The sequence below is a fragment of the Azospirillum sp. B2RO_4 genome (assembly GCF_051124815.1).
GTDB lineage: Bacteria > Pseudomonadota > Alphaproteobacteria > Azospirillales > Azospirillaceae > Azospirillum.
The window spans coordinates 978,991-992,738 of the sequence record NZ_CP118485.1; the positions used below are offsets into that span (position 1 = coordinate 978,991).

At 65.0% G+C, this 13,748-nt stretch carries 11 protein-coding genes; 5 read left to right on the forward strand and 6 right to left on the reverse strand.

All coding sequences use genetic code 11. From position 1 onward, the window contains the following. Positions 1 to 102 precede the first annotated feature (102 nt). Positions 103 to 2,751, reverse strand: a complete 2,649-nt coding sequence (gene mutS, locus PWS46_RS04545) for a DNA mismatch repair protein MutS (RefSeq protein WP_434619906.1) — start codon at positions 2,749 to 2,751, stop codon at positions 103 to 105. 250 nt (positions 2,752 to 3,001) lie between these two features. Here mutS and PWS46_RS04550 point away from each other — a divergent pair, with 250 nt between their 5' ends. Further along, positions 3,002 to 3,508, forward strand: coding sequence for a hypothetical protein (locus PWS46_RS04550; RefSeq protein WP_434618621.1), 507 nt, complete (start codon positions 3,002 to 3,004; stop codon positions 3,506 to 3,508). Between the two features lie 186 nt (positions 3,509 to 3,694). Here PWS46_RS04550 and PWS46_RS04555 read toward each other — a convergent pair whose 3' ends face one another. After that, the gene (locus PWS46_RS04555; protein WP_434618624.1) at positions 3,695 to 4,045 is read right to left on the reverse strand and encodes a hypothetical protein; all 351 of its coding nucleotides are present in this window, start codon (positions 4,043 to 4,045) and stop codon (positions 3,695 to 3,697) included. 229 nt (positions 4,046 to 4,274) lie between these two features. Here PWS46_RS04555 and PWS46_RS04560 point away from each other — a divergent pair, with 229 nt between their 5' ends. Next, the gene (locus tag PWS46_RS04560; RefSeq protein WP_434618627.1) at positions 4,275 to 7,112 is read left to right on the forward strand and encodes a [protein-PII] uridylyltransferase; all 2,838 of its coding nucleotides are present in this window, start codon (positions 4,275 to 4,277) and stop codon (positions 7,110 to 7,112) included. Between the two features lie 160 nt (positions 7,113 to 7,272). Here the strand turns inward: PWS46_RS04560 and ccoG are convergent, their stop codons facing one another. Both ccoG and PWS46_RS04570 read right to left on the reverse strand, forming a co-directional pair. Continuing rightward, a complete protein-coding gene (gene ccoG, locus PWS46_RS04565; protein WP_434618630.1) occupies positions 7,273 to 8,790 on the reverse strand; it encodes a cytochrome c oxidase accessory protein CcoG in 1,518 nt (505 codons plus the stop codon). 105 nt (positions 8,791 to 8,895) lie between these two features. Continuing rightward, positions 8,896 to 9,489 (reverse strand): HD domain-containing protein, encoded by a 594-nt coding sequence (locus PWS46_RS04570; protein WP_434618632.1) that lies wholly within the window; start codon positions 9,487 to 9,489, stop codon positions 8,896 to 8,898. An 84-nt stretch (positions 9,490 to 9,573) separates the two neighbouring features. Between PWS46_RS04570 and PWS46_RS04575 the strand changes: the two genes are divergently transcribed. Continuing rightward, on the forward strand, positions 9,574 to 10,764 hold the full coding sequence (locus PWS46_RS04575; protein WP_434618635.1) for a vWA domain-containing protein: 1,191 nt from the start codon (positions 9,574 to 9,576) through the stop codon (positions 10,762 to 10,764). 118 nt (positions 10,765 to 10,882) lie between these two features. Further along, positions 10,883 to 11,728 carry a hypothetical protein gene (locus tag PWS46_RS04580; protein ID WP_434618638.1) on the forward strand — a complete coding sequence of 282 codons (846 nt, stop codon included), beginning with the start codon at positions 10,883 to 10,885 and terminating at the stop codon, positions 11,726 to 11,728. Between the two features lie 88 nt (positions 11,729 to 11,816). Here the strand turns inward: PWS46_RS04580 and PWS46_RS04585 are convergent, their stop codons facing one another. Next, entirely contained in the window at positions 11,817 to 12,203 is a 387-nt protein-coding gene (locus PWS46_RS04585; RefSeq protein ID WP_434618641.1) for a helix-turn-helix domain-containing protein, read from the reverse strand. After that, a complete protein-coding gene (locus PWS46_RS04590; protein WP_434618644.1) occupies positions 12,191 to 12,466 on the reverse strand; it encodes a BrnT family toxin in 276 nt (91 codons plus the stop codon). Before PWS46_RS04590 ends, PWS46_RS04585 begins: the two co-directional genes overlap by 13 nt. Positions 12,467 to 12,836: 370 nt before the next feature. Between PWS46_RS04590 and PWS46_RS04595 the strand changes: the two genes are divergently transcribed. Beyond that, positions 12,837 to 13,577, forward strand: a complete 741-nt coding sequence (locus PWS46_RS04595) for a hypothetical protein (RefSeq protein WP_434618647.1) — start codon at positions 12,837 to 12,839, stop codon at positions 13,575 to 13,577. Positions 13,578 to 13,748 lie beyond the last annotated feature (171 nt).

Sequence of the window (13,748 nt, forward strand, 5' to 3'; positions counted from 1 at the left end):
GCCGCTCCTTTGCTACACTCCCGCAAAGCTCCAACCCCCTCTCCCGCGAAGCGGGGGAGGGATGGGGAGGGGGCACCCGACGCCACCACTCCCCAAAAAACCTCAACCCTTCAACATCCCCCGCAACCGGTACAGCTCCTCCAACGCCTGCCGCGGCGTCAGACTGTCCGGGTCGATCCCCGCCAGCGCCTCTTCCACCGCCGACGGCCCCGCAGGCGGCACCTCCGCCTCCACCTTCGGCGCCGGCCGCTTCAGTGCCGCGCTGAACAGCGGCAGATCCTCCGCCAGCCGGTGGATCGTCGCGTTCTGGTCCCCGGACTCCAGCAGCTTCAGCACCTCGTCCGCCCGCCCGACCACCGCCGGCGGCAGGCCGGCCAGCTTGGCGACGTGGATGCCGTAGCTGCGATCCGCCGCCCCCGCCGTCACCTCGTGCAGGAACACCACGTCGCCCTGCCACTCCTTGATCCGCATGGTGTGGCAGGACAGCGCCGGCAGCTTCGACGCCAGCATCGTCAGCTCGTGGTAATGCGTGGCGAACAGCGCCCGGCAGCGGTTGACGTCGTGCAGATGCTCGACGCAGGCCCAGGCGATCGACAGCCCGTCGAAGGTCGCCGTGCCGCGCCCGATCTCGTCCAAAATCACCAGAGCCCGGGCGCCCGACTGGTTCAGGATCGCCGCCGTCTCCACCATCTCCACCATGAAGGTGGAGCGCCCGCGCGCCAGATCGTCGGCGGCGCCGACGCGGCTGTAGAGCCGGTCCACCACCCCGATATGCGCCTGCTCCGCCGGCACGAAGCTGCCCATCTGCGCCAGCACCGCGATCAGCGCATTCTGCCGCAGGAAGGTCGATTTACCGGCCATGTTCGGGCCGGTCAGCAGCCACAGCCGGTTGTCCGGCGCAAGGTCGCAGTCGTTGGCCACGAACGGCCCGCCATGGGCGGCGTCCAGCACCGCCTCCACCACCGGATGCCGCCCGCCCTTGATCGAGAAGCCCAGGCTGTCATCGACCAGCGGCCGGCTGTAGCGCCGTTCCTCCGCCAGTTCGGCCAGCGAGGTGGCGACGTCCAGCGCCGCCAGCGCGTGCGCCGCCTGGGCGATGGCGTCGGCCTTCGCCGCCACCGCCTCCACCAGCCCGCCGAACAGCTCCAGCTCCACCGCCAGCGCCCGGTCGGCCGCCTCCGAGATCCGCCGCTCCAGGTCCGACAGCTCGACCGTGCCGAAGCGCACGGCGTTCGCCATGGTCTGCCGGTGCATGAAGACCTCGCGGCCCCGGTCCGACATCAGCTTGTCGGCATGGGCGGCGGTGACCTCGATGTGATAGCCCAGCACATTGTTGTGCTTGACCTTCAGCGAGGGTACCCCGGCGATCTCGGCGTATTTCGTCTGCAGCCCGGCGATCAGCCGCCGGCTCTCGTCGCGCAGCGTCACCAGCTCGTCCAGCGCATAGCTGTAGTCGCGCGCGATGAAGCCGCCGTCGCGCGCCAGCAGCGGCAGCTCCGGCGCCAGCGCCTGGGTCAACTGGTCCACCAGTTCCGAATGCGCGCCCAGCCGCTTGTCGAGCGCCGCCAGCCCGTCCGGCAGCGGCATGGATCCTGCCAGCAGCTCGCGGATCAGCCCGGCCTGCCGCAGCCCGTCGCGGATCGCCGCCAGATCGCGCGGACCCCCGCGTCCCAGCGTCAGCCGCGACAGTGCCCGTTCCAGATCGGGACAGCTCCGCAAGGCGCCGCGCAGCTCACCGCGCAGCCGCTCCTCGGCCAGCGCGAACTCCACCATGTCCAGCCGGCGGGCGATGGCGGCCGGATCGGTCAGCGGCGCCGCCAGATGGGCGCAGAGCAGCCGGGCGCCGGCCCCCGTCACCGTGCGGTCGATGGTGGCGAGCAGGCTGCCCCGTCGTTCCCCGCTCAGCGTCCGCGTCAGTTCCAGATTGCGCGCGGTGGAGGCGTCGATCTCCATCACCGCCCCCGGGCCCAGCCGGCGCGGCGGCGACAGCCGGGGCACGCGCCCCTTCTGCGTCAGCTCGACATAGCCAACCAGCGCACCCGCCGCCGCGACCTCCGCCCGGCTGAAATTGCCGAAGGCGTCGAGCGTGCCGACTCCATACTGGCTCAGCAGGCGCTGCTTGCCGTTCTCGCTGTCGAATCGCGGGTTGGGCTGCACGGTCAGCCGCGACTTCCAGTCCGCCCACAGTTCGAACAACTCGGGCGTCTGGCTCAGCTTCTCCGAGATCAGCACTTCCTGCGGATCGAGCCGCCCGAGCGCAGCGCCCAGGGACGTCCCTTGCCCGGTGCGCTCCACCGGCTGCACCACCAGCTCACCGGTCGACATCTCCAGCCAGGCCAGCCCCAGCCCGCCCGCCGTCTCCGCCACCGCCGCCAGCCAGTTGGAGGAGCGGGCGTCGAGCAAACTGTCCTCGGTCAGGGTGCCGGGGGTGACGATGCGGATGACGCCGCGCTTCACCACCGATTTCGACCCGCGCTTCTTCGCCTCCGCCGGGTCTTCCATCTGTTCGCAGATGGCGACGCGGAAGCCCTGGCGGATCAGGCGCTGCAGGTAATTCTCGTGGGAATGCACCGGCACGCCGCACATCGGGATGTCTTCGCCCAGATGCTGGCCGCGCTTGGTCAACGCGATGTCCAGCGCCGCCGCGGCATTCACCGCATCCTCGAAGAACATCTCGTAGAAGTCGCCCATCCGGTAGAACAGCAGGCAATCGGGATGCGCCTGCTTGATCTCCAGATACTGCGCCATCATCGGCGTGGCGTCGGGCGGAATGACGATTTCTGCGGTGTCGGACACGGGAACCACGGGGCCTTGGATGGGGGTTCTATCGGGGGCGCACCGTAGCACGGGATATGCGGCCGCGGGATAGGCCGGATGTCGGAGCATGGGACAATAGGGCGCGCACGAACGACTCGTGCCTGCGTCCCTGTTGCGGTTGACGGGCGCGCGCCGCCGGTCGCTACAATAGGGCAAGCTGAGAAATAATAGGGAGACGGCCATCATGACGCAAATGACCGGGGAAACCGTACCCGCCGAGGTGCGGGAGGTCGTTGCTCTCTTCTCCACCCGCGCCGGTTTCGACCGGGCGGTGGAGGCACTGCTGGCGGCCGGCTTCGACCGCGCCGACCTGTCGGTGCTCGCCAGCCACGCCTCGCTGGACGCCGCGAATCCGAAGGGCCAGCCGCGCGACGAGGCGCTGACCGGTCTGGTGGGCGAGCTGAAATACGCCTTTCCCCTGACCACCGCCGGCCTGATCGCCATCGTCGGCGGCCCGATCGAGGCCGCGCTGGCGGCGTTGGTCGCGGCCGGCGTCGGCGGTGCGGCGATCAAGGACTATCTGGACGAACTGACCAGCCACCCCAAGCCCGACGAGTTCACCCGCGCGCTGGAGGCCGGCGGCGTCATCCTGTGGGTGCGCATCGACACGCCGGAACAGGAAGCCCAGGCCGCCGCGCTGCTGGAGCGCGAGGGCGGGGCGAACGTGCATGTGAGCGTGCGGGAGGCTTAATTCGGGGACTGTCTGCCCCCTCGCGCTTTTGCCCCCTCCCTAACCCTCCCCCGCGTTCCGCGGGAGAGGGGACTGCCGCTGTCCACGACATAACCCCAGCAAGCGTTCTACCCCCTCTCCCGCGAAGCGGGGGAGGGATGGGGAGGGGGCAAAACGCACGAGGGGGCAGCCGTCGCAACGACGTCTTCACGCCGCCTGCGCCCGCTCCACCTGCCGCCGCTCAACCATCCGCAGCCCGTGCGCCCGGTACTGCGCCTGGACGATGGACGCCCAGCCCATGCGGATCAGCGACAGCTTCACCGTGTCCGACACGTCGTCGCCGGTGACGAGGTCGGTCACCTGCCACATCAGCGTGTCGTCCACCGACCGCGGGAACATCGCCGCGACGCGCAGCAGACGCGCCATCAGCGCCGCCGTGGTCTGCCGGCCCAGCCCACGTTCGGCCAGCGTCAGCGCGTCGTTCAGCGCCGCCAGCTCCCGCCGCCCTTTCACCAAAGCGTCCCCCGCCGCACGCTCCGTGGTCTTCCGGCCGGTCATGGCCCATCTCCCGCAATGCGTTCCGTATGGGATCACTCTGGCCCTGCAAAGTCGCAACCGCTGTGACGGCCGTCACAACCACAGGCACAAGCAGGCCGCGCGCACTGGTTTTCCAGTGCGGGCGTGCTACCTGAAGGCTTTACCGCTATAGTGCGGCCGTCGCACCCGGTCGGGTTCACCTGATCGCCGCCCCGAAAGCCGCCCCGAAAGCCGAGGTTTTCCCCAACCGATGCTGTCCCGCTCCAAGGCGCCGCCCCCGCCCGAGTCGCCCGCGCCCGCCATTCCGAACAAGCGCGCCATCATCTCCCGCCGCAAGCTGGCGGGGGAACTGGAGGATCTGGTCGCCGAACACGGCACCGGCGACAAGCTGCGCCCGGCGCTGATCGCCTGCCTGCGCAAGGCGCTGGCCGAAGGCCGGGCGGAGGTGCGGCAACGTTTCGATGCCGGCGGCTCGGGCGAGCAGTGCGTGCGGGAGAACTGCTATCTCGCCGACCGGCTGGTCGGCACGCTGGCCGACTTCACCGTCCGCTTCATCTTCCCCACCGCCAACCCGACCTCCGGCGAGGTGTTCGACGTGGCGGCCACCGGCGGCTACGGCCGTGGCGAGCTGGCGCCCTTCTCCGACATCGACCTCTTGTTCCTGCTGCCCTACAAGCGCACGCCGCGGGTGGAACAGGTGGTCGAATACATGCTCTACATCCTGTGGGATCTGGGGCTGAAGGTCGGCCATGCCGTGCGCAGCGTCGACGACTGCATCCGCCAGTCCAAGGCCGACGTCACCATCCGCACCGCCATTTTGGAATCCCGCTATCTCTGGGGTCCGGGCAAGCTGTTCGCCGAACTGCGCAAGCGCTACGACAAGGAGGTGGTGGCCGGCACCGGTCCCGAATTCGTCGAGGCCAAGCTGGCGGAGCGTGACAACCGTCACCAGAAAATGGGCGACAGCCGCTATGTGCTGGAACCCAACCTGAAGGACGGCAAGGGCGGCCTGCGCGACCTGCAGACCCTGTTCTGGATCGCCAAATATCTCTACCGCGTCGAGGGCGTGGATGAACTGGTCGGCAAGAAGGTGCTGATGCCGGAGGAGGCGCAGCGCTTCGCCAAGGCGCAGAACTTCCTGTGGACGGCGCGCTGCCACCTGCATTACCTGACCGGCCGTCTGGAAGACCGCCTGACCTTCGACGTCCAGACCAGCATCGGCGCCGCCATGGGCTACACAGACCATGCCGGCACCAAGGGCGTCGAGCGCTTCATGAAGCATTACTTCCTGGTCGCCAAGGATGTCGGCGACCTGACGCGCATCTTCTGCGCGGCGCTGGAAGCCGAGTCGAAGCGCCCGCCCAAGTTCAACCTGCTGCGTCTGGCCTCCGTCGCCCGGCGCAAGGATGTGGACGGCTTCATCGTCGACGGCGAGCGGCTGAACGCCCGCAGCGACAAGCAGTTCAAGGAACAGCCGATCGACATGATCCGCCTGTTCCACACCGCGCAGATGAACGACATTGACATCCACCCGGCGGCGCTGCGCTCCATCACCCGGTCGCTGACCGCCATCGGCCCGAAGCTGCGCAACGATCCGGAGGCCAACCGCCTCTTCCTCGACATCCTGACCGGGCCGAAGGATCCGGAAATCACGCTTCGCCGCATGAACGAGGCCGGGGTGATGGCCCGCTTCATCCCCGACTTCGGCCGGGTGGTCGCGCAGATGCAGTATGACATGTACCATGTCTACACGGTGGACGAGCACACGCTGTTCGCTCTCGGCATCCTGCACAAGATCGCGTCCCGCGAGCATGCCGACGAGCTGCCGCTGTCGACCGAGGTGATCCACAAGGTCGTCTCCAAGCGGGCGCTCTACGTCGCCGTGCTGCTGCACGACATCGCCAAGGGGCGCGGCGGCGACCATTCGGTGCTGGGCGCCCGCGTCGCCGAGAAGCTCTGCCCCCGCCTGGGCCTGACGGCTGAGGAGACGGAAACGGTGGCGTGGCTGGTGCGCTGGCACCTCGCCATGTCGCACACCGCCTTCAAGCGCGATCTGGAGGACGACAAGACCGTCCGCGACTTCGTGGCGCTGGTCCAGTCGCCGGAACGCCTGCGCCTGCTGCTGGTGCTGACGGTGGCCGACATCCGCGCCGTCGGTCCCCAGCGTTGGAACAACTGGAAGGCCACGCTGCTCCGCGAGCTCTACAACCGTTCCGAAGAGCTGATGTCCGGCGGCATGACGGTCGAGGGCCGCGGCCGGCGCATCCAGTCGGCCCAGGCCGCTCTCCGCGCCGAGCTGACCGACTTCGACGAGGAGGCCTTCGAGCGTCACAAGAGCCTCGGCTATCCCGGCTATTGGCTGGCCTTCGACACCGACACGCTGGCCCATCAGGCCCGCCTCGTCCGCGAAGCGGAGCGGGAACAGCGCCCGCTGACGGTGGAGACCCGCGTCGACCGCGGCCGGGCGGTGACGGAGGTGACGATCTACGCCACCGACCACAGCGGCCTGTTCTCCCGCCTTGCCGGGGCGCTGGCCGCCTGTGGCGCCGACATCGTCGATGCCCGCATCTTCACCATGACCAACGGCATGGCGCTCGACGTCTTCTCGGTCCAGGACGCCGCCGCCGGCGGTGCGTTCGAGAGCGGCGACAAGCTTGCCCGGCTGTCGGTGATGATCGAGAAGGTGCTGTCGGGCCAACTGAAGCCGCTGAACGACCTGTCGACCCGCCGCACCGCCCAGGCCAGCCGCACCCGCGTCTTCCATGTGCCGCCGCGCGTGCTGATCGACAACAACGCGTCGACCACCCACACGGTGATCGAGGTGAACGGCCGCGACCGTCCCGGCCTGCTCTACGACCTGACCCGCGCGCTGTCGAACCTGACCCTGCAGATCAGCTCGGCCAAGGTCTCCACCTTCGGCGAAAAGGCCATCGACGTCTTCTATGTGAAGGACGTCTTCGGCCTGAAGGTGACGCACGAGGGCAAGCTGGCGAAGATCAAGGAACGCCTGCTGAGCGCGCTCGACGACCCCACCGGCGACGCCCCCCCGCCCACGACGGTGAAGCGGACCAGGGCGAAGGTAACCTGAGAAGCCCTCTCCCGCCCCGGATACCCTCTCCCCCCCCCGGGGAGAGGGCTGGGTGAGGGGGACGCACATGCCGAACCCCCCCTCGAAGTCCCGACGCGCACCCCTCTCACCCTGACCCTCTCCCCGGGGGGGAGAGGGGAAAAGCCCCGGAAATCGTCCCTCAGGGCGCCATGAACACGCTGGCGTGCCTGCCGACTTCGCCGCTCGCCTGTTCCTTGGCGACCACCGACACGTCGGTCGAGCCCGACTTCACCGCCGCCGCCGGCACCTTCACGAACACCCGGTAGGTCGCCACCGAGTCCGCGGCCGCCTTCAGCGTCAGGCTGCCGCCGCTGCCGGCTGCTTCGTCGCCCACCACCGACAGATGCGCGTCGCGCAACCCGTCGAAGGTCACGACATAGCTGCGGGCGATGTGCGTCTTGTTCAGCACCTTGATGGTGTAGGCGTTCTGCACCGACCCGTCGGACAGCGTCACGAACAGCGGCGCCCGGTCGCGCAGCACGCTGACGTCCAGCGTCGGCCGCAGCATCAGCGCGATGCCCATGGCGCAGGCCACCACCAGCATGATCAGCGAGTAGATCACCGTGCGCGGCCGGACCAGCTTCACCCGCTCCGGCTTGCCGTCGATCTTGGCGATCTGGTTCGACTGGGTGTCGAAACGCACGAGGTCGATCGGCCGGCCGATCTGCCGCATCACGTCGTTGCAGGCATCGACGCACAGGCCGCAGCCGATGCAGGAGATCTGCTGCCCCTCGCGGATGTCGGTGCCGGTCGGGCAGACATGGACGCACTGCTTGCAGTCGATGCAGTCGCCAAGGCCCGCCGCCTGCCGTTCCTCCCAGCTCTGCGACTTGCGCATCGGCCCGCGGCCTTCGCCGCGCCAGTCCTCATAGGTGACCAGGAAGGTGTCCTCGTCCACCATCGCCGACTGGAAGCTGCGCCACGGGCAGACATAGATGCAGATCTGCTCGCGCGCCCAGCCGGCGAAGAAATAGGTCGTGAAGGTGAACAGCGCGATGAACGTGGCGACGCCGCTGGTGATGTTGCCGTGCAGCAGGTCGCTCATCAGCGTCGGCGCGTCGTTGAAATAGAACACCCACGCCCCGCCGGTCAGCAGCGAGATGCCGACCCACGCCGCATGCTTGGCGGTCTTGCGGGCCAGCTTCTCGCCATTCATCGGCGCCTTGTCCAGGCGGATGCGGGTCGTGCGCGGCCCTTCGATCTTGCGCTCCACCCACATGAACAGGTCGGTCCACACCGTCTGCGGGCAGGCATAGCCGCACCAGATGCGCCCGGCCAGCGTCGTGGCGAAGAAGATGCCGAAAGCGCCGAGGATCAGCAGGCCGGTCAGGTAATAGACCTCCTGCGGCCAGATCTCGATCCACAGGAAGTACGCGCGGCGCCCGACCATGTCGATCAGCACCGCCTGATCCGGAATGCCCGGCCCGCGTTCCCAGCGGATCCACGGCGTGATGTAGTAGATCGCCAGCAGGACGATCAGCGCCGCCCATTTGATCTGCCGGAACCGGCCCTTCACATCGGCGGCATAGACCTTGGGCCGGTTGACGAACCAGTGGCGCCCCGGTTCCTCATGCGGCTCGGCATGGGACGAGGCGGCGGGCTTGGCCGCTTGGGCGGGGCGGCGGGTGAGGGTGGTGTCTTCTTGCGGAAGGGACATGGCATCTTTCCTCGGCCGTCAGCGGCACGGGTGGCGTCTGCATCGTCCCTTCTCCATAAGACTTCCGTGATGAAGCCGCATTGCGCGAAATCAATCCGCGGCGGATTACGCCGTCTGCCCGCGCAACTCCGCCAGCCCGTCATGATAGGCGCGGTCGAACAGAGCCTCCAGCCGGGCATCGACGCCGCGCAGGCCGGCGACGACGGCATGGGCCCATTCGAAATACTCGACCTTGCGCGACAGCGGCCAGTCGGCGGGCGGGCTGTGCGCCATGGAGCGCAGGTTCGACACCTTGTCGGCCAGCTTCACCAGCTTCGCCCGCGTCGAGGCATGGGGCGCGGCGTCGATCTGGTGCTGCTTGCGCTCGGCCTTCGACATGCGCTTGTCGTCGGTGGTCTCGGCGACGACCTGCACCACCTCGGCGCCGAACAGCTGTTCGATCTCCTCATAGCTGGCGTCGGTGTCCTCCAGCGTGTCGTGCAGCAGCGCGGCGATCACCACGACCGGGTCCTTGCCCTCCGTCGCCTGGGCGACCAGCAGGGCCACCTCCGACAGGTGGTTGACATAGGGTTCGGCGCGCACGCCTTTGCGGCGCTGGTCGATGTGCTTGTGCGCGGCGAAATCCAGCGCCCGCGCGAAATCGAGGAGGGGAGCGCCGGTCGGCGAGGCGTTTGGCAGGGCAGCGTTTGGCAGGCTCATGCTGTTCTCTCGGCTGGGGCATTGCATTATCCTGCGCCCCGGGCCTCCCATCCTTGGGAGTCCCCGATTCGAAGGACCGCGCCCATGTTCACGTCTTTCTTCTTCGATCTGCGCAAGGCCGGCGTCCCCGTCTCGCTGACGGAGTACCTGACGCTCATGGAGGCCATGAAGCAGGGCACCGCGTCCTTCCGCGTCGAGGACTTCTATTATCTCAGTCGTGCATGCTTGGTTAAGGACGAACGCAACCTCGACCGCTTCGACCGCGTCTTCGGCGCCACCTTCAAGGGCCTGACCGACGAAGCCGGCGCCGCCAACGAGGTCCCCGTCGCCGACCTGCCGGAGGAATGGCTGCGCAAGCTGGCCGAACGCTTCCTGACCGACGAGGAGAAGGCGCAGGTCCAGGCGTTGGGCGGTTGGGACAAGCTGATGGAGACGCTGGCCCAGCGACTGGCCGAGCAGAAGGGCCGGCACCAGGGCGGATCGAAATGGATCGGCACCGCCGGCACCTCGCCCTTCGGCGCCTACGGCTACAATCCGGAGGGCGTGCGCATCGGCCAGAAGGAGAGCCGCCACCGCCGCGCCGTCAAGGTGTGGGACCGCCGCGAGTTCAAGAATCTGGACGACCGGGTGGAGATCGGCACCCGCAACATCAAGGTGGCCCTGCGCCGCCTGCGCAAATTCGCCCGCAGCGGGGCGGCCAGCGAACTGGACCTTCCCGGCACCATCCGCGCCACCGCGAACAATGCCGGCTGGCTCGACCTGAAGATGGTGCCGGAGCGTCACAACACGATCAAGGTGCTGCTGTTCCTCGACATCGGCGGTTCGATGGACGACCACATCCGTCTGGTGGAGGAGCTGTTCTCCGCCGCGCGCAGCGAATTCAAGCACCTGGAGCACTTCTACTTCCACAACTGCGTCTACGAGGGCGTCTGGCGCGACAACGCCCGCCGCCATACGGAGCGCCTGTCCACCTGGGACGTCCTGCACACCTATCCCGCCGACTACAAGCTGGTCTTCGTCGGCGACGCCGCCATGAGCCCCTACGAGATCGTCTATCCCGGCGGCAGCGTCGAGCACTGGAACGAGGAAGCCGGTCAGGTGTGGATGCAGCGCCTGCTGTCGGTCTACGCCAAGGCGGTGTGGCTGAACCCGACGCCGCCGCAATACTGGGACTACACGGAAAGCACCCGCCTGCTCCAGCGCCTGATGGGAGGCCGAATGTTCCCACTGACGCTGGAGGGGCTAGACGGGGCTATGCGGGAGTTAATGAAATAGGATATTTAAAAATTGCATACAACACGTTAACATATATTATGCAACGAATAACACACCTTATTTAATTCGCAAAAGTTGTGTTATCTGATTAGATAAGTTGATTTTGGAGGGCGATGATATGGCTGCAAATGGGTTAGATCCGGAAGTCAAGCAAGTTTTGATGATCTCAATTGGAATTTTCTGTATGTTATCTGCCTTTTCCCTGGCGCGATTAAGTAAAAATTTTTTTGTTCCAGTTGTTTTTGCTGTGTCTGGATTGGTGTGCTTTACATATATTTTAGATTTACATAAACTTTATCTTGCTGTAACAGGTTATATTGAAATTGAGCTTGAAAAAGCTACAGATGTTATAAATGAAGAGAAGCAGGATCGTGCTGTTCAGGTAGCAAGTTTGAGTCACAATGTAAAGATTCTGCAAGAGTTTATGAATAATCAATTGGATGTAAATAAAATACAGGTTGAGAATAATCAAAAATTTCAAAATTTTGGGGAAAATCAAAAATCTCTCAATGAATCTATAGTAATGGAATTAAATAAATTCAAAGATAATAAGCAAAATTTATTGGATAAACTAAAAGAAGTTCCTGATGCAAACGTTATTGGTACAGAGGATTCAAAAAAATTTAAAGACTTACAGGATCTTTTCAATGAAAATGGAAAGTACAGCGTCTTGGTGTATTTCCGTGGCGGCAGAGAAATAGATGCTAGCGCAATAAATAAAATTTTATTGAATAATGGATACAAATCAGCAATAATTCAGACCTCACTCAAAGAGGTTAATGTAAAAGATAAACCTGAACCTAGCCCCGGTTCAATAGCTATAATGCCATTAACTGGATTTGGGGATGTTGCTGGGAGAATTGCAATTCTCTTGGGGATGGCTGTTGAAGTAAATAAAAATAATATACTGCTATGGAGTGAGTATAAACTAAAAAGAGGAAATGTGCAAATATATCTTTTCTAGTAAAGCCGCCGAGAAATTCCAAGAATATTAACTGGAAATAGGCAGTTTTGCGAATTAATTTTGGGGGATTGCAAGATTTTTATCTTGATCATTTGGGGTTATTGATATCCGTTGCCCGTGGCTTCCCCAGCGCCCGCATCACCGCTTCCGGTTCATGCTCGATCACGGCCAGATAGGCCGTGGTCGCGGCGTCCGGCTTGCGGCGGCCTTGTTCCCAGTCGCGCAGGCTGGCGGTGGGGAAGCCGAAGCGTTCGGCGAAGGCCGGTTGGGTCAACCGCAGCCGCTCTCGGATCGCCTTCACGCGCTCACCGAACGTCGCCCGCTCCAGTTCGGCGTCGGACAGGATCGGTGCCGCGTCAGGATTACCGGCCACCTGCCGCGCGATCTCTTCGTCGGTAGTCGCGTCCACGGCCGTCCAGTCGATCCCCCGGAGCGCGTATGCCGCCATTTCCTTGGTGACCTTCACCGTAGCCATGTCCGTTGCTCCCTCTTGTTGGCCTTCCGCACCGAAATCAGGCGGTAGGTCTCGCCGCGCATCGTGTAAACGCAGACGAACAGCCGCCCGGCGATCATCCCGAAGGCAAGGCGGCGGTATTCGGTTCCGAACTCCGTCACATACTCCCGTGGGTCCGCGACATCGCCGACGCGGTTCTCCAGGACGATCAACCCGAGAGCCAATGGAAAGCCGTGCTTGGCCCGGTTGACGGCGTCCTTCTCGGTGTCGAGTTCGATATCCATCGGTCCCAATATGCGGCAATGCCGTACTTCTGGCAACAGCCCGCGAGCGGACCTGCAGGGCAATCGCATATGGAATCCAGAATCCCATAAAAGGACTTCCGTCATCCCCGCGAAGGCGGGGATCCAGGAAACTATCGTGCAAAGCGACTGAAACGGCTGGATTCCCGCCTTCGCGGGAATGACGTGCTTCTTTGTGTAGGATCATAATTGCCATATGCGATTACCCTGAGCGGCCCTGCCGCAGGCCAAAGACCACGCGCTTCGACCGCTGGAATGCTTCGCCACCGCAAAATATGAAAATTATCCTACCAAATCCCCGCATTCCCCGCTGAAATAGGAGCGTCCACCCACCCGATCCCGGAGACGCCCCATGCCCGACTGCCTGCCCCCCGCCAGCCACCCCGCCGACCGCTTCCCGATCTGGGCTGAGGAGCCGCCGGTCCCGCCCGAAGGCTCGCTCGTCCCCGGTTCGCGTTTCCACGAGGAACAGTGGGTCATGGCCGCCGGCATGCTGGCGCGCGGCGCCTCCTTCATGCAGGTCGCCCGTGCCATGGGCTGCAGCCGCACCACGCTGTGGCGGGCCTATTACGGGTCGCAGGCGTTCCGCCATCGCGTCTGGTGGGAGAGGCAGGCGCTGAACCGCGAATCGGATCTGCGGCTCGCCTCGCTGCGCGCCCTGGTGACGGAGCAGGTCGAGCGGCTGGTCTCCTCCGGCGATCCCTCCACCGTGCGCTGGCTGGCCGAGCGGCTCGGCCTGTTCAAGGATTTCGACTCCCAGCCGGGCATGGACCGCAGGGAGAGCGCCACCGCCGCCGCTCCCTCCGGCAAATCTCCGGACCTCCCGCCCGCCGATCCGCAGCCGGCACCCCCGGCCGCTCCCGCCGACCTTGCCGACGCGGTCGGGCCGTTCGACGACGATGCCGTCCCCGGCGCGCTGCGCGAACGCACGCCGCCCAACCCGGCGGAGATCGCCGCCATCCTCGCCCGGCCGGAATCCGAAGGGCCGAAGGGCGTCTATCCCTGGACCTGCAATCCCGACGATGCCTTCCCCAACCTCGGCTCGGCGCTGGAACGGCAGGGCGGGCAGGGCGCCTTCACCCGCCGCCGGTAGGCGGATGCAACGATGGAACGCCGCCCGGAAAACGGTTCACGGCGTTTCAAACGTTCCATTCATTGCCGTCCACCACCCCGCCCCGACAGACCGGCCACATAAAATGACGTGTATTGCCGTTGAAAAGATCAATTATCAGGAATCATATCAGCTCCCATAAGTCTTTTCAGA

What these genes read in the sequence shown, in the direction of transcription:
- mutS (WP_434619906.1), bottom strand. Translation starts at nt 2,751, where the DNA reads ATGATGGCGCAGTATCTGGAGATCAAGCAGGCGCATCCCGATTGCCTG.
- PWS46_RS04550 (WP_434618621.1), top strand. Translation starts at nt 3,002, where the DNA reads ATGACGCAAATGACCGGGGAAACCGTACCCGCCGAGGTGCGGGAGGTC.
- PWS46_RS04555 (WP_434618624.1), bottom strand. Translation starts at nt 4,045, where the DNA reads ATGACCGGCCGGAAGACCACGGAGCGTGCGGCGGGGGACGCTTTGGTG.
- PWS46_RS04560 (WP_434618627.1), top strand. Translation starts at nt 4,275, where the DNA reads ATGCTGTCCCGCTCCAAGGCGCCGCCCCCGCCCGAGTCGCCCGCGCCC.
- ccoG (WP_434618630.1), bottom strand. Translation starts at nt 8,790, where the DNA reads ATGTCCCTTCCGCAAGAAGACACCACCCTCACCCGCCGCCCCGCCCAA.
- PWS46_RS04570 (WP_434618632.1), bottom strand. Translation starts at nt 9,489, where the DNA reads ATGAGCCTGCCAAACGCTGCCCTGCCAAACGCCTCGCCGACCGGCGCT.
- PWS46_RS04575 (WP_434618635.1), top strand. Translation starts at nt 9,574, where the DNA reads ATGTTCACGTCTTTCTTCTTCGATCTGCGCAAGGCCGGCGTCCCCGTC.
- PWS46_RS04580 (WP_434618638.1), top strand. Translation starts at nt 10,883, where the DNA reads ATGGCTGCAAATGGGTTAGATCCGGAAGTCAAGCAAGTTTTGATGATC.
- PWS46_RS04585 (WP_434618641.1), bottom strand. Translation starts at nt 12,203, where the DNA reads ATGGCTACGGTGAAGGTCACCAAGGAAATGGCGGCATACGCGCTCCGG.
- PWS46_RS04590 (WP_434618644.1), bottom strand. Translation starts at nt 12,466, where the DNA reads ATGGATATCGAACTCGACACCGAGAAGGACGCCGTCAACCGGGCCAAG.
- PWS46_RS04595 (WP_434618647.1), top strand. Translation starts at nt 12,837, where the DNA reads ATGCCCGACTGCCTGCCCCCCGCCAGCCACCCCGCCGACCGCTTCCCG.